This window comes from Nocardia sp. NPDC049149 (assembly GCF_043197455.1).
GTDB lineage: Bacteria > Actinomycetota > Actinomycetes > Mycobacteriales > Mycobacteriaceae > Nocardia.
This window is the reverse complement of the sequence record NZ_JBICTD010000002.1, coordinates 610,048-630,149: the sequence shown is the minus strand read 5'-3', so window position 1 is coordinate 630,149 and position 20,102 is coordinate 610,048. Positions and strand designations below refer to the sequence as shown.

The window sequence follows — 20,102 nt, the reverse complement described above, 5'->3', positions numbered from 1 at the left end:
ACAATGACGCCGCGATGATGCGGAGATTCCCTCTCCGCCTTTGGTTTTGACTACACTTTGTGTGGCATGAGTCGCTGGCCGGGCGTTGACGCGCCGTTGACGTTCGCAATGTGACCCAAATCTCATGGTAGCCAGCAATTTGCGGCCGTGGCGCTTCGGTGACCTGTCAAGAAACAAACGGTGAACGGCCATGGCCTTCGGTCGATTGCAGGGCAAGGATCTGCCCCGAATGTCCATAGCATCGACCTCTTATCTCCGCGAATTCTCAGTTACTTAGCAGATGGACACATGTCCATGAAGAGGCATTCAGTCATGCGACTCCGTGATATCTCTATCGGGTCGGCATCGAGATAGGTGTCGATCAGTTCCTATGAGATGGGGAAAATCCTTGAAGAAGTTCCGTACCTTCGGTGCCGTGTGTCTTGCTGCTGCCGCCATCACCATGTCCGGCGCTGGCCTCGCGCAGGCTGTTGACACGCCCACGACCCCGACCGCTCCGGCGACCGGTTCGTCGTACGCCGCCGAGGCCCTCGCCAAGATCCTGAGCACCGGCAGCGCGGTTGCCTGCCCGGGTGGTAAGTGCCCGAAGTAGTAGTCGGACGACTACGGGGGCCGCTCGGTGTGATGGGCACCGAGTACCCTCGCCGATTTCTGCACAAAGATCCGACTCCGAGCTCCACGGGGTCGGATTTTTTGTGCCTCGGTGACGTTGCCGCGCGCCGGCCCGGCCGGCGACCCCTGTCGAAAATAGTTCGCGCGCACCGATCGCCCGCCCGTACCATTCCCCGCATGTTCAGCAACGCCATCGCCGCATCGTCCGCAGTCGCGGGCGCGATGGCTGCTGCCCTGGCAGCCTCGGCCGCACCGGCCGCGCTGCTCGACGGCGCCCGAAGCTGACCTTCCCCGGGATGTCCCGGGACCTCGGACGGGGAAGGTCCCCCCGTCGCATGAGGTCCCGCTCGACACCGTCGGGCACGTTCGTGCCCGCAGGGCAGCCAGGAAACATCATGTCCAAGAAGACCTATGTCCGCACCAAGCCGCACCTCAACATCGGCACGATGGGCCACGTCGATCACGGCAAGACCACGCTCACCGCGGCGATCACCAAGGTGCTCGCCGAGCGTGGTGGCGGTAGCTTCGTGCCGTTCGACCGGATCGATCGCGCGCCGGAGGAGGCGCAGCGCGGCATCACCATCAACATCGCGCACGTCGAATACGAGACGGCCACTCGGCATTACGCGCACATCGACATGCCGGGCCACGCCGACTTCGTGAAGAACATGATCACCGGCGCCGCCCAGCTCGACGGCGCCATCCTGGTGGTCTCCGCGCAGGACGGCGTGATGCCGCAGACGGCCGAGCACGTGCTGCTCGCCCGACAGGTCGGCGTCGAGCACATCGTCGTCGCCATGAACAAGGCCGACATCGGTGATCCGGAACTGCTCGACCTGATCGAGCTGGAGGTGCGTGAATTGCTCACCGAGCAGGGCTATCCCGGCGACGACCTGCCGGTCGTCCGGGTGTCGGGTCTGCGTGCGCTCGACGGCGACGCGCAGTGGACCGACGCGCTGCTCGGCCTGCTCGACGCCGTCGACACGCACGTGCCGATCCCGGTCCGCTACACGGACGCGCCGTTTCTGCTTCCGGTAGAGAACGTCCTCACCATTACCGGTCGGGGCACCGTTGTCACCGGTGCGGTGGAGCGCGGACGGGTGCGGCTCGGTGATCGGGTGGCAGTGCTCGGCCTCGGAGACGAGCTGACCACGGTCGTCACCGGTGTCGAAACCTTCGGCCGGACAATGGAAGTCGCGGAGGCGGGCGACAATGTCGCGTTGCTGCTCCGCGGCGTCCAGCGCGGCCAGGTGCGCCGCGGTCAGGTCGTGGCTGAGCCGGGCAGCGTGGCCGTGCACACCGGGTTCACCGCCCGCGTGTACCTGCTCGGCGCCGACGAGGGTGGCAGGCGTACGCCGATCACCACCGGCTATCGGCCGCAGTTCTACCTGCGCACCGGCGATGTGGTCGGCGACGTGACGCTGCCTGGTGACATCTCGATGGCGCTGCCGGGTGACACGGTCGAGCTGACCGTCCGGCTCGGGCGGCCCGCGCCGGTCGAGCCGGGACTCGGCTTCGTGCTCCGCGAAGGCGGCCGCACCGTCGGCGCAGGCACGGTCCTCGCCATCGAGTAGCGCCTGAGTGCGGGACCCGCGAACCTCCGCGGGTCCCGCGCTTGGTCAGGTGTTGCTCGGCACGCCACGGGCCTGCGCGTGCGCGGGAGAGAGGCCCTTGATCGGTGGCGTTGCGCCGAAGCGAGCGCGAATATCGGTGCAGGCCTCGATGAATCGATCGACGTGCTGATCGGTCAGCCCCGCGTGCAGGCAGAAACGGATGAGCGTGTGGTTGTACGAGGTGCACGGTGGGCAGAGCAGCGAGCCGTAAATGCCGCGGGCTTCGAGGAAGTCGCGGATGGCCGAGGCCCGCAGGTCGGGTCCGGCCTGCAGCGCGACGATGTGGCTCGCGGAACCTTCCAGGTCGAATTCGAGGGTGGTCAACGCCCTTCGCACCATGGTCGACAGCTCCCTGAGCCGTTGGCGCCGTGCGTTGTCGACCCGGATCACATCGAGTGTCGCTGCGAGCCCGGCGATTTCGTACGGCAGCAGCATCGAGGAGAACACCGCGGGCTGCGACTCCATCTTGAAGTAGTCAGCGAATTCCACACTGTTGGCGGCGACGAACCCGGCGCGCCCGGCAAAGGCCTTGGACAGACTGGCAATTCGGAACGACACCCGATCGGTGAGGCCGAGTGCCACCACCATGCCCGCCCCGGCGGGGCCGTCGGTGCCGAGCGCATGCGATTCGTCGACGACGAGCACGCTGTCGGTTTCCTCGGCGATATCGCAGAGCTGGGTGAGCGGACACCGGCTGCCGTTGGTGCTGTAGATCGCGTCCACCGCGATGATCCCCGGCCCGTGCTGGCGGATCAGCTCGCGCAGGTGCCCGGGAAAATTGTGCCGGAACGAATGGATCGGCGCCCGCGCCACCCTGGCGCTGTGCCAGAGCGACATGTGCGCGAATTGGTCGATGTAGACCGGAGTTTCCGGGTCCGCGATCGACTGCATCAGGCCGACGGTCGCATGCCACCCGGATTGGCAGAGGATCCCGGCGGGCGCGCGTAGGTGTTCGGCGAGGGCGCGTTCCAGCACGATCTGCGGATGAGCGCCGTGTAGGAAGGCGCCGGACGCGAATCTGCCCATGTTGGCCGAGCGCAGCCCGGTCTTGATCGCGTGGTTGATGCGCGGATCGCCTGCCAGCGCCAGATAGTCACCGCTGTTGAGGATGACGTCACCGTAGCGAGGCGTGCCGCTGTGTAGCAGGTGCCGGCCGCCCCAGTGTCCGGCAACTCTTTCCGAGTGAAATCTCTCGACGCGCTGGTGGATCCGTTCGGCGACCGTCGGGCCCATGGAACTCCTTTCGCTTGCAACAGCTACTTCAGAGCACACGCCCGTCGATTGAAACACCGCCGGATGCTGTCGGGACCATATTCGATAACTTGACGGTTGACCACTATTTCGTCGGCTCGTTGACCTCAGCTTTTTGGATTGTGTCGTTGTGACACGCGGATATTCATCATTTGCGGATAGTTGCCTGTTTGCTCGCCGCCCGGTCGTTTGCGTTCGACGAGCAAACGCGAACGACCGGGCGCCGCCCCTCATCGGGTGGCGTGTGGAGCACCCCGGCCGGAGTCGATCTGGATCGGGCCCGCCGCGGTGGGCAGCACCGGGAAATCGAAGATGGCGGTCGGGACGTAGACCGTGGCACAGGAATTGGGAATGTCGACGACGCCGGAGAAGCGGCCCTCGATGGGCGCGGCGCCGAGCAGCAGGTAGGCCTGTTCGGGGGTATAGCCGAACTTGGTCAGGTAGTCGATCGCGTGCAGACAGGCACGCTCGAAGGACAGCTGGGAATCGAGGTAACGCTGCTCGCCGCCGAGGGTGACGGAGGTGCCGGAAAATGCGAGGTACTCGGAGTAGACCGGTCCGGAGTTGCCCGGCACGAAGATGGCGTTCTCGCTGACGCCGTAGAGCTCCATGCCGTTCTTGATGAGATCGACACGCAGATCGATGAATCCGCCCATCTCGATGGCGCCGCAGAAGGTGATCTCGCCGTCGCCCTGGGAGAAGTGTAGGTCGCCGACCGAGAGCAGCGCGCCGTCGACGAACACCGGATAGAACACTCTGCTGCCGCGGGTGAAGTTCTTGATGTCCTGGTTGCCGCCGTTCTCCCGCGGCGGCGCGGTGCGTGCTGCCTCGCCGGCGACCCGGTCGAACTCGGTGCCCGCGAGGGTGCCGAGCACGGCGTCGCGCGGCTCGGGCGGCAAGGCCAGCGGCGGCACTCGCTGCGGGTCGGTCGCGATCAATGCCCCCTCGCGGGCATTCCATTTCGCCAGCAGCGCGGCCGACGGCGCGGTGCCCATCAGGCCGGGGTGGGTCATGCCGGTGAACTTCACGCCGGGAATGTGGCGGGAGGTGGTGGTCTGTCCGCTGAAATCCCAGATCGCCTTGTAGGCATCGGGGAAGTGCTCGGTGAGAAAACCGCCGCCGTTGTCGGTGGGAAAGATGCCGGTGTACCCCCAGCCCTGGCCTGCCAGCGGACCCGAATCCTCCTGCGGGATCGGGCCGATATCGAGGATGTCGACAATGAGGAGGTCGCCGGGCTGCGCGCCCTCGATCGCGAACGGGCCGGACAGGCAATGCACGGTGCTGAGCGGCGCGTTGAGCACGTCCTCGGCAGAGTCGTCGTTGTGGATCGCACCGTCGAACCACTCGCGCACGTGCACCCGGAACTCGGTGCCCGGCTTGACGGTGACCGCGGCGGGGATATCGGGGTGCCACCGGTTGTGGCCGACGAACTTCTGGTCGGTGAACCGCTTGGTCGAATCCAGCGGGAAGAGTAGCTCTGGCATGCGGCTGTCCTTCGGGGGTCTCAGGGGCGGGGAAGTTTGCGGTGCAAGGGATTTCGGGTGATGGGCACGGTCCGGCGCGGTGGCGGCGCCGCGACGACCGACGGCTCGCTCGCGGTACGTTTCGTCGCATCGATCAGCCGGACGGCGCGCGAGCCGGGTCGGATCAACGCGGCGACGCCGAACTGTCGTTTACTGCTCGACCCGCATTCCGGGCACGGCGCGGCGGCCGGTACGTCGGCCATCGAGAAGGCGAGATCGAAACCGCCGCAGGCGCGGCAGTGGAACCAATAGAGGGGCACGGTGACCTCATTATTTTCATATGAATATGTTTCGTATGAAGACGATACAAAGGCCTCGGTGTCGCCGCAGCGAAACCGCAAGGTGAAGTTCGTGTTACCGGATCGCCGAGCTCAACTCGGCACGCACGCTGAACTCCATGGCATCGGCGTCGGCCAGATAGACGGGTTGGGTGGTGTGCGCGCCGCGCACCCGCACCTCGCCCCGTGGACCGCCGTAGCTGACCCGCGGCGCCTTGCGTTCGATGGCGCGCAAGTCGAGGCTGCGGGCCGAGTCGGCCAGCGAGGCGAACAACAGCAGTCCCTCGTAACAGGATTCGCCGATGTTGTTGAGCGCGGGCGCGGCCGGGCCGAACTCGTGCAGGTACCTTGCCCCGAAGTCCATGCCGGCCGAGGACACCACGCTCTCGAAATAGCCACTGGCGGTGAACAATCCGCGCGTGCTGTCCGGCCCGCCCGCGTACAGCACGTCCTCGCCGATCATCATGCTCAGCCGCAACCTGCCTTCGTCGAGTCCGGCCTCGGCGAAGGCCCGATTGAACGCGGCGCAGTCGGCGCCGACCAGGAACAGCAGCACGCCCTGCGCCGGTGTGGTGCGGATCAGCTCCAGCGCGCGCCGGAAGTCGCGCCCGCCGAGCGGGACGAAGGTCTGGCCGACGATATCGATATCGGTGGTGGCGGTGAATTCCCTGGCAGCCCTTGCGGTTTCCCTCGGCCACACGTAATCGTTGCCGACAATGCACCAGCGCCGGATGCCGTGCTCGGCGCGCAACCAGCGCAGCGCGGGGAAGAGCTGCTGCTCCGGGGTTTCGCCGACCATGTAGACGCCGTCGGAGTCCTCGCCGCCCTCGTAGAACGTCGTGTAGACGTAGGGCACCCGGCCCGCCGTCTGCGGCGTGATCACCTTGCGCGCGTTGGACAAATGCCAGCCGACGACACCGTCGATCCGGCCCGCGCTGATCATCCGGTCGATCGTCGCGGCGAGGACGGGCAGCGGCGCGCCCGCGTCGACGGGGTGCAGCCGAACCGGTCGATCGAGGATCCCGCCCGCCGCGTTGATGTCGCCAATGGCCAAGGTGGCACAGGCTTCACAGGAAGGTCCGAACATGCCCGCGGGTCCGCTCAGCGGCACTACGAGGGCGATGTCGACCGTGGCACGACGAAAACCCGAGCGCGGCAATGGATCACCACCGAATATTTCCATCTGAATATTTACCGAACGGGGTTGGCTATAGTGCTGCTGTGGACGATAGCACCGCACCGGCCGGTCTCGAGGAGTTGGCGCGACTCGTGCGCAGGGCATCGCAGGAACTCGACCGGGCTATCGCGGCCTGCCTCGGCGACATGTCCGTCGCGAACTGGCACGTGCTCGGTGCGGTGGCCGACGGTGTCGGCCGCCCGATGTCGCACCTCGCCGAGGCGAGCTTGCTGACCGGGGCCAGCTTGACCCGGTTGATCGACGCGATGATCTCCGACAACCTGGTGCACCGCAAAGTCGACGACACCGATCGTCGGCGCGTCCTGGTTTTTCCGACCCGGCGTGGCTTGCTGGCGTACCAGGTGATGAATCGCGCGCTCGCCGAGCGTGGACTCGACGCGCTGGCCGCCGATCATGGACGAATGGCCAGGTCACTCGCGGCGATGGTCGACATTTTGCGCACCGAACCCGCTACCACGTAACCGTTCGCCGCGCAGCAAAATCGGTCCGGTCGGTGAAATCCCTGATGGCGCGGTGGCGCGAACGCGGTAAGACTGGTGTGCATGACTTCGCAAGCTTTGGACGCCGACACCGCCGAACAGGCGGTTCCGCTCGACGTCGCGGCCCGCGCAATCGACCTGGTCAAGGTCTACGGGTCGGGGGATACGCAGGTACGGGCGCTGGACGGGGTGTCGGCCGAGTTCGCGAAGGGAGAGTTCACGGCGATCATGGGTCCTTCGGGGTCCGGTAAGTCGACGTTGATGCACTGCCTGGCCGGGCTCGACAGCGCCAGCTCCGGCACCGTGCGGATCGGCGACACCGACCTCGCCGGCCTCTCCGACAAGCAGATGACCCGACTACGCCGGGACCGCATCGGCTTCGTGTTCCAGGCCTTCAACCTGGTCCCGACGCTCACGGCACTGGAAAACATCACGCTGCCGCTCGACATCGCCGGCCGCAAACCGGACCAGGACTGGCTCGACACCGTGCTGAAGCGGCTCGGCCTCACCGACCGGCTCACCCACCGGCCGAGCGAGTTGTCCGGTGGCCAGCAGCAACGCGTGGCGTGCGCGCGAGCGCTGGCAGGCAAGCCGGAGATCATTTTCGGCGACGAGCCGACCGGCAACCTCGACTCGCGCGCCTCCGGGGAGGTGCTGTCGATCCTGCGGGCCGCCGTCGACGAATTCGAGCAGACGGTGGTGATCGTGACGCACGAACCGCACGCCGCCGGGTTCGCCGACCGGGTGGTGTTCCTCGGCGACGGAAAGATCGTCAACGAGATGCGTGATCCGACCGCGGACACCGTGCTGGACCGGATGAAGGCACTGGAGCAGGCGTGATGGCCGGAAGTCCGATGCGCAAGGTTGCCTTGCGCAATCTCGCCGCACACAAAGTACGGCTGGCGCTCACGGTGCTGTCGGTGGTGCTCGGGACCGCGTTCATCGCGGGCTCGTTCGTCTTCACCGATACGCTGCAGCGCACCTTCGACGGCATCTTCGCGGGTCAGGCAAAGGGTGTCGATGTCAGGGTCGGCCCCAAAGAGCGACAGGGCCAAGGGGTTCCGAACAATGTCGTGGACGAGCTGAAGAAGTACCCCGGCGTGCGCACGGTCGCGTCCAGCGCGAACGGCATCGTCATTCTGCTCACACCCGACGGCAAGAAGGCGGTGCAGACCGGGGGCGCGCCGACCTTCGGCCAGTCGTATCTGCCGCCGGGCCAGGCGGTCACCGAGCCCGACAAGTTCGTCGAAGGGGTGCCGCCTTCGAAGTCCGGCGAGATCGCGATCAACACCGGAGGCGCCGAACGGGCCGGGCTGAAGGTCGGTGATCACACCAAGGTGATGATCCCGTCGCAGGGCGTCCCCATCGACGTCACGCTCACCGGCATCTATCAAGTGCCTTCGGACACCGGCGGTTTCATCGGCGTGCTGTTCGATGATGTGCAGGCGCGCAAGCTGTTCACCAACGGGTTGTACGTGGCCTACGCCGACATCGCCGCCGCCCCCGGCACGGCAGCCGACGACCTGCGGGACCGGCTGGCCAAGGACCTACCCGGCTACAAGGTGCAGAACGGCGATCAGGTGCGTGCGGACATCAAGAAGGAGATCTCCAACGCACTCAACTTCATCAACTACTTCCTGCTCGCCTTCGGCGCCATCGCGCTGATCGTCGGCACCTTCATCATCTACAACACCTTCTCCATGATCGTCGCGCAACGACTGCGGGAACTCGCGCTGCTGCGCGCGGTCGGCGCAAGCCGGCAACAGGTGGGGCGGTCGGTGGTCGCTGAGGCGTTCGTCATCGGATTGATCGGCAGCGCAATAGGTTTGGCTGGCGGCGTCGGTCTGGCGTACGGGTTGTCGGCGGTGCTCAACGCCTTCGACCTCGGCCTGCCCACCGGATCGATGGCGGTGCTGCCGCGCACCATCGTGGTCGGCTTGCTTGTCGGCTTGCTCGTCACCGTGGCCAGCGCCTACGCGCCTGCGCGGCGGGCGGCGCGGATCCCACCCGTGCAGGCGATGCGGGAGGAATTCGCTTCCGCCGGTGAGTCGTTGCGGCTGCGGACGCTGATCGGCGTGCTGCTCGCGCTGGTCGGCATCGGGTTCGTCGTGGTCGGTGCGCAATCCACCGGTGGCGACGCGGCGATCACCGTCGGCATCGGCGCGCTCGCCTTGATTCTCGCGGTGCTGCTCGCCGCGCCCGCGTTCTCGCGGCCGGTGGTCACCGGGCTCGGCGCGCTGTTGCGCCCGTTCGGTCCGATCGGCCGGATGGCGCGCAACAATGCCTCGGGCAACCCGCGCCGCACCGCCGCAACGGCTTTCGCGCTCACCCTCGGGCTGATGCTGGTCACCGCGATCGGCATGCTCGGCGCCTCGGCGAAGGCGAGCGTCGGTGTGCTGGTGGACAAGGGCGTGAAGTCCGAATACGTGCTCGCCGGACAGCAATTCGTCGGCGTGCCGTTCTCCGTCGCCGACGATATCCGCAAGTCGGTGCCCGGCGTCGCCGACGTCGTCGGCATCCGAGGTGTCGGCTTCCGCATCGGCACGGACGATCAGATCGGCGGCACCTCGCCGGACGGTCAGCTCGATCGGGCGTTGAACTACGAAATAGTGCGCGGCAGTGGCACTCTCGGCGACCGGGACGTGCTGATTTCCGAGGACGAAGCGAAGAAGCGCGGTTGGTCGGTCGGCCAGCAGATCTCGCCGACCAGTTTCGACGGCAAGAAGGTCCCGCTCACCGTCACCGGCATCTACCGCAAGACGCCGATGCTCGGCGCGTTCGTGGTGTCGCCAGTCGTGTTCAAAGAGGTTGTGCCGGTCAACTTCCAGAGCAACATCGTGGTGCTGGTCACCGCCAAGCCCGGCGCGAATATCGGGGAGATGCGCACCGATCTGGAGAAGGTGGTCGAGCCGTTCGTCGTGGTCCAGGTCATGGACCGCGAGGAATTCAAAGGGGCGCAAGGCAAACAGATCAACACCCTGCTCGCCATCCTGTACGGACTACTCGCGTTGGCGGTGGTGATCGCGATCCTCGGCATCGTCAACACGTTGGCGTTGTCGGTGGTCGAGCGGCGTCGCGAGATCGGCATGCTGCGTGCGGTCGGCATGCAGCGAACCCAGGTCCGGCGAACCATCTACCTGGAGTCCATGCTGATCGCGGTGTTCGGCGCGATCATCGGCGTGGTGCTCGGCCTCGGCCTCGGCGTCGGATTCCTGCGCACCCTACGCGACCTCGGCCTGGACCAGATCGCAGTCCCATGGTCGCAACTGGTCCTGGTCCTGGTGAGCTCCGCCGTGGTCGGTGTACTCGCCGCCCTCTGGCCCGCCGTCCGCGCCGCCCGCACCCCACCCTTGGCAGCCATCGCGGACATGTAATTGGCTGTTGCCCCATCGGTGCCAGGAAGGTGGCGGCCGGTCCGCGTTGGCGGGAGTGAAATGGTTGCTCACCGCCGTTGACGGGAGTCATATGGCGGCAGTACACGCCGAGACGCCCACCATTGGACTCCCGTCAACCTCCCTCGAGATCACTTTGGGGGCTTGGTTGGAGGGCCTACAGCCGTATGCGAGGAACTCGGCGAAGCGTCGAGCCCTGGATCGACGGGAGAAGTGGTTGCTGCCCCGTTGACGGGAGAGATGTGGTTGTTGACCCGTTGAGCGGAGAGAAATGGTTGCTGACCACCGTTGAGCGGAGTCTTATGGCGGCAGTACACGCCGAGACGCCCACCATTGGACTCCCGTCAACTTTCCTCGAGATCACTTCCCCGAAAAGGTCTTTGAACCGGACCACAGCCAAGCAACCCGCCCTGGGACGAGAGAACCGGTGACTGACAGCGGAGGTCAGCCGGGTACGGCACCCGACGCCACCACGCTATCCAGTGCAAACCCCGAAACCGTCCCGCTCGCTAGGAAACCGTTCAACCCGCGGATAAAACCACCACCCCAAACGCAACACGCCCCAGCAAAACCCGCACCAACCCCAAAGTCGCGCCCCTCCAAAGCCGCGCCTGTCTGAGGCTGCGCCTGTCCAAAGCCGCGCCTGTCTGAGGCCGCACCTGTCTGAGGCCGCACCTGTCTGAGGCCGCACCTGTCTGAGGCCGCACCTGTCCGAGGCCGCACCTGTCCGAGGCCGCACCTGTCCAAAGCCGCGCCTGTCTGAGGCTGCGCCCGTCTGAGGCCGCGCCCCACGGGGCGGGTTGGTCTGCGCACGTGCCGCTTTGGGCTCGGCGAAGGCAAAGCTCCTTCGGGTCCACGGTCTCCTGACGAGTACGGCAGTCTAGGGTTTGCACCGGATGGCGTGGTGGCGTCGTCTGCCGTACCCGGCTGACCTCCGCAGTCGCTCAGGCGTCCTCTTGTCCCAGCCGGGTTACTTGGCTGTGCTCTCGTTTCGAGAACTTCGAGATCAAAGACAGAGATTCAAGATCAAAGACTCTCAGCCGCACACTTTCTGTCTTTCCGCACACGATTTTGCATGCCAGATCGTGTGCGGGAAGACAGGAGGTGTGCGGCTGCGGGGGTTTCAAGATCGGAGGCTTCGGATCCGCACTCGTTCTTGGGATCCGCACTGGTTCTGGGCTGTTAGAAGGGGTGCGGATTCACAGTGGGGGTGCGGACTCACGGCTGGGTGCGCGTTTCTGGTTGGCGCTCGCCTGACCCGGTCAGTACACGCTGGTCGTCGTCGGGGCCGGTAACCACTACTGGCTGGACACCAACTTCGCGACTGGGTTGCTGGTGCTGGCCGCGCTGCTGCATTCCAAGCTTGCTCCCGCGTCGGCGGCGGCACGGGATTCGCGGGTCGTATTGCCGCCGAACCCATGGTGACCAGCTGAAAACTTCCCGTGCGGCGAACCGCCGAACGGGCGGACCGCTGTCGACTCTGTCGTACTATCGGCGGAGCTGTCTGTTCGCTCGTTCAGATAGGAGCCCTGTGGAACCCTTCAGCACTCTCGGCACCTTGCTCGGCATTGCCGTGACCTTCCTCAGTCTGGTCCAGGGGATCGTCAGTTTGTCGGCCTGAGATCGCCTCGCCGTAACGGCGATCGGCAGACCGCCTCAGCTGTGGCTGGTGTTGCGGTTGGCCCACGACTGGAGGTCGCCGTGGTCGAGGGCCACGGCGAGTAGGTCGGGGAATTTGTCGGGGGTGCAGGCGAACGCGGGGACGCCGAGCGCGGCCAAGGCGGCGGCGTTGTCGTGGTCGAAGGCGGGAGCGCCCTCGTCGGAGAGCGCGAGCAGGACGACCACCTGGACCCCGGATTCCTTCATGGCGTTGACGCGGCGCAGCATTTCGTCGCGGACGCCGCCCTCATAGAGGTCGGAGATGAGGACGAAGAGGGTGTCGGTGGGGCGGGTGATCAGCGACTGCGAGTAGGCGATGGCACGGTTGATGTCGGTGCCGCCGCCGAGTTGGGTGCCGAACAGCACGTCGACGGGATCATCGAGCTTCTCGGTGAGATCGACGACCTCGGTGTCGAACACGACGAGCGACGTCTTCAGCGAGCGCATGGAGGCGAGCACGGCGCCGAAGATCGAGGCGTAGACGACGCTGGCCGCCATCGAACCGGATTGATCGATGGCGAGCACGACATCGCGTTGCACCGCTTGGGCTTTGCGGCCGTAGCCGACCAGCCGCTCGGGCACGACGGTGCGATGCTCGGGCAGGTAGTTGGCCAGGTTCTTGCGAATAGTGCGGTCCCAGTCGATATCGCGCAGCCGGGGCCGCGAGATGCGGGCGGCCCGATTCAACGCGCCGGAAATGGCGGCGACGGTCTGCGCGGCGATGCGCTGCTCGATCTCGCGCACCACCTTCTCCACCACCAGACGGGCCGTGGCCTTGGTGGTTTCGGGCATCACCCGGTTCAGGCTCAACAGCGTGCCGACCAGATGCACGTCGGGCTCGACCGCCTCGAGCAGCTCGGGCTCGAGCAGCAGTTGGGTGAGGTTCAGCCGCTGCACCGCGTCGCGTTGCATCACCTCGACCACGGTGGACGGGAAGTAGTTGCGGATATCGCCGAGCCAGCGCGCCACCCGAGGCGCGGAACCCTGGAGGCCGCCGGACCGCTTGTCCGAGCCGCGCTCGTCGTCGTTGTACAGCGCGGACAGTGCCCGGTCCATCGCGAGATCGTCGGCGGAGCCGAGCCCGCCGAGCCCTTCCTCGGCGGCCGTGCCGAGGACCAAACGCCAACGCCGAGCCTGGGTTTCGTCGACAGTGTTCATACCGGTACTCCTAGGATTTCCGCGGCGGTGCGCAAGGCGATGCTGCCGCGCTCGAGATCGAACTGGCCGTCGGCGCTCGTGCCCGCGGCAGTCGAGACGGCGCCGCCCTTGCGCACGGCCTGTCCGATGGCGCGTCGCTCGCCGGGCTCGAACGCGCCGAAGGTGCGGCGCAGCAGCGGAAGTGTCTCGACGAACTGGTCTTCGCGCAGGTCACGCAGCCATGCGTCGATGAGGTGCAACAACTCTCGGTCGTGCACGAGCAACAGCCCGCGGCCGCCGAGGAAGCCGTCCACCCATGCGGCCTTGGCCGCGGCGGTGTTGCCGACCGACAGGGCGGCGGAAAGCCTACGGGCGGAATCGATGTCGTCGATGATGCCCGCGTCGCAGAGCAGCCGGACGGCCCGGCCGACGAGTGCGCCGTGCACGTCGTCCCGGTCGGCGAGCTTGCGCAGCGCACCGAGCCATTCCGTGGTGGCCCAGCCGTCGTCGCGGGTGTGGATGGCGGTGTGTGCCGCGTCGAGGAGCGCGCGGAACTCGGTGGCCGCGTCGGTGTCGAGACCGGTGACAGCGCCGGGGAGGCCTGCGCAGACGCGGACGAGCAGGCCGTCGGCGACGTGCGCGAGCGCCTTGGTGTCGGTGCCTCGGACATCGCCGTAGCGCAACGTCCTGATCAGACCGGGTAGCGCGGCGAGCAGGTGGGTGATGTCGTGATCGAGGGCGGCCGCGGATTCCAGCCGGGTGATCAAACCGTCGGTGGCACCGCCGAGATCGGCGAGCAGCGCCACCTCCAGCGCGGCGGTCAGCTCGCCGACGGTGCTGTCCGTACGGCTCGCGGTATCCAGAATCTTCGCCTCGGCGGCGGTGCCGACGGTGGTGCCCCACCGCGACGCCTCGATGATCGAAATGGCGTACTCCGGACGCCATTCGAGCGTCCAGGTCTCGCGGAAGGTGCCGGTGCTGCGCACCTCGCTGGTGGTCAGCGTGCCCCACGGAATGTCGAGCACCCGCAGCCGATGCAGCAGGCGGGAGCGCTCGACCTCGCGCTCTTTGCGCAGGTCGAGATCGATGGTCCGCGACAACGCCTCCTGCTTCATGCGCAGCGAACGGATCCGCGCGCGCAGGTCGGCGTCCAGCGGTACGGTCGGCGTGCCCTCCGGCACGGTGCCGAGCGCCTCGCCGATCACGAGTTCGTTGACCACCAGCCGCAACATCGTCTCGTCACCCGCGCACATCACCGCCCTGGTGGCCTCGGTGACCTCCGACAGCCCGGCCAGCGGGCGGCCGCGCAGCGCGGCGAGCGTCTCGGCGAGCCGGACCGCCTCGATGATGTGCGCGCTCGACACCGGCAGATCGTGGGCGCGCAGCACGCCGGCCACCTTCGTGAGCCAGCGGACGATCGGCCGCTCGGTCTCGGTGAACAGATGGTGATACCAGCCCGGCGAGGTGATGCCCGCCCCGTACCCCGAGGTCGTAGCGAGCCGCGAATGCGTCCACGGCACCCACGTCAGCGTGGCCTTGGTCTTCGGAAGCCCTTTCAACAGCGCGGTATCCGCCGTCGCAGGCCCGAGCTTGCCCGCAAGCGCCGGTGCATGCCACGCGCCGCACACCACCGCGAGCCGCCGCGCGCCGTCCTTGACCGCCTTGCGCATCGTCTGCCGCATGAACGCCTCACGCCGCAACGTGTGCGCGTCGATGCGGACAGGATCGAGCGGAACCGGCTCCGGCTCGATGATGTCGGCCACCGCCTCGGCGACCGAATCGGCCGCTGCCCCTTCCGAGTGGTCGCTGATCGCCGCCGAGTGCGCGTCGACGTCCCCGGCGTTCGGGTCTGCGGATCGGTCTGCCCCCGAGCCGGATTCGGTGGTGTCCGAGCCGCGCCGCGAAGGGGACTGGTCTCGGAGGGACGGTTCTCCGGCAGTCGGGCTCTGTCCAGGCTCGAGGTCTGGTTTCGAGGGAGCACCTGCGTGACCATCGTCAGCAGCTTCACGCAGCGCCGCCATGGCCTCGGTGATGGCATCGAAAGCCGCTGCGTCGGGAGTGGATTCGACAACCGCGTCCCACCAGCGCTCGGCATCGTCGTAGCCGCCTGCCGCGGCCAGCGTGCTGAGCGGATCGAAGCGATCGCCCGGTTCGTCCTCTGCGGCCAGCACCGTGGTGGCGGGCAGATCGCAGAAGCGCACGGGCACTTCGTGTTCCACGGCATACTGCAATGCCTGCCACTCCGGCGAGAACACCGCGTACGGCCAAAACGCTGCGGTCGCCGGGGTATCGGGCACGTAGGCCAGCAACGCAACCGGTGGCGCCATTCCCGCCGCAGCCACATATCCGACCAGCGGATCAGCATCGGCCGGACCTTCGATCAGAATGGTGTCGGGCCGAAAAGCCTCCAACGCCAACCGAAGTGACCGCGCCGACCCAGGACCATGATGCCGGATCCCGAACACGCGCGTCACCGAGCCCTTCGTCGCGCTGCCCGATGCCGCGGTGAAAGTCTCCGCGCTGCCCGCCGCACCGCCAGCCGTGGCGGGGCTGGTTGTGTCTGTGCCGCTGGCCGTGGCCGGGGTGGTTGACTCCGTGCTGCCGGGCGCGGAGCCAGCTTCGTCCGCGCCGGCGTTCTTCGTGCCGCCTGCCGCAGCGCCGGTCGCCTCTGGGGCGCTCGCCGCTGCGGTGTGCGTTGTCGTGCCGTTCTCGGCCGCCGTGATGTTGTCTGCAGTGGTCATCGCGTCACCCCCTTCCTGCCTGACTTGTGTCGTGGTCCATTGCGCGGTCGACGGCACCTTCGGACCTCGGGTGTCGCCGACCGTGTTCGCCTGCGCTGTGCACGACTACCTGCTGACCTCGCGGCAGGCGCGGTAGAAGTCCGACCAGTCGGGGCGTTCGCGGACAACAGCTTCCAGGTATTCGGTCCAGACGACGGCGTCGGCGACCGGGTCCTTGATCACCGAACCGAGGACCGCGCCCGCGATGTCGGCGGCGCGCAGGATGCCGTCGCCGAAGTGGACGGACAGGGCGATGCCGTTGGTGATCACCGAGATCGCTTCGGCGGTGGACAGGGTGCCGGAGGGGGATTTGAGTTTGGTGCGGCCGTCGGCGGTGATGCCGGAGCGGAGTTCGCGGAAGACGCGCACCACGCGCCGGACTTCCTCGGCGGCGGCCGGGATTTCGGGGAGCTCCAGTGCGGCGCCGAGTTGTTCGACGCGGCGGCTGACGATGGCGACCTCTTCGTCTTCGCTGGCGGGCAGCGGCAGCACGACGGTGTTGAAGCGGCGGCGCAGGGCGGAGGACAGCTCGTTCACGCCGCGGTCGCGGTCGTTGGCGGTGGCGATCACGTTGAAGCCCTTGGTCGCCTGCACTTCCATGCCGAGTTCGGGTACCGGCAGCGTCTTTTCGGACAGCACGGTGATCAGCGCGTCCTGCACGTCGGACGGGATGCGGGTGAGCTCCTCGATCCTGGCGATCGCCCCGCCGCGCATCGCGGTCATCACCGGCGAGGGCACCAGCGCGCCTTCGCTCGGCCCCTCGGCGAGCAGCCGTGCATAGTTCCAGCCGTAGCGGATCGCCTCCTCCGCCGTGCCGGACGTGCCCTGGACGAGCAGGGTCGACTGCCCGCAGATGGCGGCCGAAAGATGTTCCGATACCCAGGTTTTGGCGGTGCCCGGCACACCGAGCAGCAGCAGGGCGCGGTCGGTCGCCAGTGTCGCGACCGCGACCTCCATCAGCCTGCGTGGCCCCACGTACTTGGGGCTGATCACGGTGCCGTCGTCGAGGGTGCCGCCGAGCAGGTAGGTGACAACCGCCCAGGGGGACAGCTGCCAGGACGGCGGACGTGGGCGATCGTCGACGGCCGCGAGGGCGCGCAGTTCCTCGGCATAGGCCTGTTCGGCGTGCGGACGCAGCAGGTCGGGCGTCACGTCGGTGGTGGTCATTGCAACTCCTCGAGCATCATCGAGCGGTGGGTGAGGTCATGGGCGAGCTGGTCGAAGGCCCGCTCCCAGGCGGGATCGCCGCAGCGGCGGGCAACCACGGCTGCTGCGTCCGCGGCGACGAGGGGCAGGTGCACCGAGGCGATGGCCAGCAGCGAGCGGTGCGCGTTCGGGGTGTTGCCGTGTGCTTCCGGCCGCCGCGCCGCGGCGCGAGCCCGTTCGAAGAGCAACAGGATCAGGTGCTGTGCCAGCGGTTCCGGCCACGGATGACCCATCGCGGGCAGCAGCGCCTCGATCTCGGAGAGCCAGGAGCCGTCCAGGTCGAGCAGGTGTCTGGTTCGGTCGGCCTGCGGGAGCAGCCCGAACAGCTCGCGTCGGCGCAGCATGGCGAGATCGGTGGGCACGCCCGCGTCGAACAACACCCTGGCCCACGCCGAATCCTGCTGTGCCAGCGCCGCATCCACCCAGCCGTCGAAGATCGGCTGGCGGAAGCGTTCGTCGATCTTCGCCTTGACGGCTTTGTCCGGGGCGCCGAGGACGGTCGACCAGTGGCGCAGCGGTGTCGCGGCGACCAGTTGGCGCAGCCGCCCCGCGGTGGTGTCCGGTGCGCCGCCCCAGCGGTAGGTGAACTCGACGCTGCGGTCGGCGATGCCGTCGCGCTTGGCGGCGGCGTCCATCGTGTCCGGAAGGGCGACAACGAGTTCCGCGTGCATCCTGCGGTGTTCGACGCGAATCCACTCGTCGGCGCGTCGTACGATGCGGTGCGCGAACGCCGAATCCGGCAGCAGGGGCAGCAGGCTCGCCGCGGTGCGCCGGACGTCGGCGCGCCGATCGTCCAGGCCCGCCTCCAGCAGCGGCTCGTCGGCGGGCGAGAGCCCATCGGCGAGGAGCGCGAGCAACTCGGCTTTCAGCGGACCCGACTCCTTCGGCCATGTGGCGGTGAGGGTTTCGCGGGCTGCGGCGGCATCGCCGCGCCGCAGCTCGGCCAGCCAGGCGCGTCGTTCCGGCGGCTGCCCGAACTGCCAGACCTCAGCCGTCGGTGTCGCGGCAGGTTGCTGCCGGATCAGGCTTCGCCAGTCCGGATGCTGGCCTGCCAGCCAGCGGCCTCGGGTGCCCGCGAGGCGCAGCAGCGGCTCGCGGAGTTCCGCGTTGCTCTTCGCGTGGTCGAGCAGCTGTCCGCAGAGCGCGTCGGGCGCGCGGTAGTCGTGCGGCTGTGCGGCGGCGAACCATTCAGGCAGGAACGCGGACCGCTCCTGCAGCATGCGGGAGAGCCTGGCCGCGGCGGGATGCGGCAGCAGCCTGCGGGTGTCGTCGTCGGCGGGCGCAGGCGAGGTCACCGTGGTCGCGCGGACGCCGCCGCGCGCGAAAATGTCTTGGAGTGCGGCGGATTCGAGCAGGCGCAGCGCCGGATCGGCGGTGAGCAGCGCGGCGGCGTTCGCCACGGGCGCCGCGAGGCCGGCCTGGTCGGGTGCCCGGCGCGCGGTGCCGAGCAGCGCGACGGAGGTGAGGTCCGCGATGTTCGAGGCCTGCGCCGCATGGGCATTCGGTGCATTCCGGCCTGCCGCGTCGAGCCTGGCCAGATCGATCACGTCGCCTGCACTGAACACCGAGATCGGGTGCAAGCCTGCGCCGGTCCACTCGGCCGTGATCGTCACCGGATGTCCGCCGGACACCCCGAGCAGTCGCCACGGTTGTTCGGACGGTGCGACAGGCAGCGCGGTCCCGTCGGATCCGACTATGTACCAACCATTTTCGGTGCGCACCGGCACCACGTCGGCGAGCAGCACCGGCCACCCGCGCAGCCACGGATCGGCGCCGAGCGCGGCGGCGTGCTCGGCGAGTGCGGCGGCGACGGTGCCAGGCCGATCCTCGTCTACCGGAAGGGTCGTGAAAGGCGTTGCCGCCCCGTGCCGTTCGCCCCACAGCGCGCGCAGCGGTGCGGCGCCGGGGTAGTAGTGCACATCGGCGTCGGCGAGGAAGCCGAGCGTCGGCACATCCGCCGGAAAGGCGGGCGACCCGAACGAGTGGTCGACCACCAGCGCCCAGCGCCGAGAGTCGCGGCCGTACAACCAGGTTCGTCGGGTATAGAGGCGTTCCTCCTCGCTGATTCGGATGCCGAGCACCTGCCACCGATCCCGGACGGCGGGTTCGGTGCGCACCGCCTCGGCCGGGTTCGGATAGCCGACATGGGTGCGGATACTGGCGCGCAGCTCCGCAGGCACCTCGTCCAGCCGCCGATGCGCGGCGATCAGCAAGTGCAGCCGCGCATACTCGCTCAGCACGGCGTCCGGCCAGTCGGCCCTGGTCGCCACGGTGGTCGGCAGCTGTCGCAGCGCCGAGGCCACACCGGGTGCCTGCGCGTCGACCATCCTGGCCGCGATCGTCTCGAAGGCACGGAACGAGCGGTCGGTCTGCGCGAGCCCGGTGCGGATCTGATCGCCGAGCCAGACATCGAGCTCTTCCAGCCCGGCGGTGACCCGTACCCGCCGCTGTTCGGCGGTCGCCGGATTCGACGTGCGGGTCGCGGTTTCCGCCGCGGGCTTGGTCGCCCGTGCGATCCGGCCGTCGATCCAGGTCGCCGCGTAATCGGCGATCTCCGGCGCCTGCTCGACCCGGCCCATCGCCCATTCCAGCAACAGCGACAGCGCGTGCTTGCACGGAAACTTGCGGCTGGGACACGAGCACTTGTACGCGGGCCCGGCCAGATCGACGATCGTCTGATACGGCTTGGCGCCGCTGCCCTGACACAGTCCCCACAGCGCGGTCTCGTGTTGCCCGGCGCCGCGCCAGCGGCCCGCGAGCTTGCGCGCGGCAGACAGCGAGCTCGCATCCGGCGCGAGCGCCGTGACCTGGTCCTCGCTCCAGCGCGTCATCTTTCCCCCGTTCCTCGGTTGACCGGATTTCTACCCCAGGCCACCGACAAGTGCCGCGCCGCCCCCGGGTGGTTCACACGGAAATTACTGCGCCGCCAGGGGATTCGATCGCAAAAACATCTTGCGTGCATGGGCGTTCTCTG

At 67.8% G+C, this 20,102-nt stretch carries 13 protein-coding genes; 5 read left to right on the top strand and 8 right to left on the bottom strand.

Annotated elements, in window-relative coordinates; translation table 11 throughout:
• Positions 1-388: 388 nt before the first annotated feature.
• Positions 389-592 (top strand): hypothetical protein, encoded by a 204-nt coding sequence (locus ACGFNJ_RS08595; RefSeq protein ID WP_393444952.1) that lies wholly within the window; start codon positions 389-391, stop codon positions 590-592.
• 415 nt (positions 593-1,007) lie between these two features.
• Entirely contained in the window at positions 1,008-2,186 is a 1,179-nt protein-coding gene (gene tuf / locus ACGFNJ_RS08590) for an elongation factor Tu (protein ID WP_393444950.1), read from the top strand.
• 45 nt (positions 2,187-2,231) lie between these two features.
• Here the strand turns inward: tuf and cqsA are convergent, their stop codons facing one another.
• The 4 genes from cqsA to ACGFNJ_RS08570 form a co-directional block, all read right to left on the bottom strand.
• Positions 2,232-3,458, bottom strand: a complete 1,227-nt coding sequence (gene cqsA / locus ACGFNJ_RS08585) for an alpha-hydroxyketone-type quorum-sensing autoinducer synthase (protein ID WP_393444947.1) — start codon at positions 3,456-3,458, stop codon at positions 2,232-2,234.
• Between the two features lie 248 nt (positions 3,459-3,706).
• The gene (gene fmdA, locus ACGFNJ_RS08580; RefSeq protein ID WP_393444945.1) at positions 3,707-4,960 is read right to left on the bottom strand and encodes a formamidase; all 1,254 of its coding nucleotides are present in this window, start codon (positions 4,958-4,960) and stop codon (positions 3,707-3,709) included.
• 20 nt (positions 4,961-4,980) lie between these two features.
• On the bottom strand, positions 4,981-5,259 hold the full coding sequence (locus ACGFNJ_RS08575) for an FmdB family zinc ribbon protein (protein ID WP_393444943.1): 279 nt from the start codon (positions 5,257-5,259) through the stop codon (positions 4,981-4,983).
• A gap of 94 nt (positions 5,260-5,353) precedes the next feature.
• The gene (locus ACGFNJ_RS08570; protein WP_393444941.1) at positions 5,354-6,460 is read right to left on the bottom strand and encodes a substrate-binding domain-containing protein; all 1,107 of its coding nucleotides are present in this window, start codon (positions 6,458-6,460) and stop codon (positions 5,354-5,356) included.
• 38 nt (positions 6,461-6,498) lie between these two features.
• Here ACGFNJ_RS08570 and ACGFNJ_RS08565 point away from each other — a divergent pair, with 38 nt between their 5' ends.
• From ACGFNJ_RS08565 to ACGFNJ_RS08555, 3 genes are all read left to right on the top strand, one after another.
• Entirely contained in the window at positions 6,499-6,936 is a 438-nt protein-coding gene (locus tag ACGFNJ_RS08565) for a MarR family winged helix-turn-helix transcriptional regulator (protein ID WP_393444939.1), read from the top strand.
• An 81-nt stretch (positions 6,937-7,017) separates the two neighbouring features.
• Positions 7,018-7,794, top strand: coding sequence for an ABC transporter ATP-binding protein (locus ACGFNJ_RS08560; protein WP_069164006.1), 777 nt, complete (start codon positions 7,018-7,020; stop codon positions 7,792-7,794).
• Complete coding sequence (locus tag ACGFNJ_RS08555) at positions 7,794-10,328, top strand: ABC transporter permease (RefSeq protein ID WP_393444936.1); 2,535 nt, start codon at positions 7,794-7,796, stop codon at positions 10,326-10,328. Before ACGFNJ_RS08560 ends, ACGFNJ_RS08555 begins: the two co-directional genes overlap by 1 nt.
• 1,674 nt (positions 10,329-12,002) lie before the next feature.
• Here the strand turns inward: ACGFNJ_RS08555 and ACGFNJ_RS08550 are convergent.
• From ACGFNJ_RS08550 to ACGFNJ_RS08535, 4 genes are all read right to left on the bottom strand, one after another.
• Entirely contained in the window at positions 12,003-13,163 is a 1,161-nt protein-coding gene (locus tag ACGFNJ_RS08550; protein WP_393444934.1) for a VWA domain-containing protein, read from the bottom strand.
• On the bottom strand, positions 13,160-15,883 hold the full coding sequence (locus ACGFNJ_RS08545; RefSeq protein ID WP_393444932.1) for a DUF5682 family protein: 2,724 nt from the start codon (positions 15,881-15,883) through the stop codon (positions 13,160-13,162). The genes ACGFNJ_RS08550 and ACGFNJ_RS08545 overlap by 4 nt, the downstream gene beginning before the upstream one ends.
• 105 nt (positions 15,884-15,988) lie before the next feature.
• Entirely contained in the window at positions 15,989-17,089 is a 1,101-nt protein-coding gene (locus ACGFNJ_RS08540; RefSeq protein WP_393444930.1) for an AAA family ATPase, read from the bottom strand.
• On the bottom strand, positions 17,086-19,959 hold the full coding sequence (locus ACGFNJ_RS08535; RefSeq protein WP_393444928.1) for a DUF5691 domain-containing protein: 2,874 nt from the start codon (positions 19,957-19,959) through the stop codon (positions 17,086-17,088). Before ACGFNJ_RS08535 ends, ACGFNJ_RS08540 begins: the two co-directional genes overlap by 4 nt.
• Positions 19,960-20,102 lie beyond the last annotated feature (143 nt).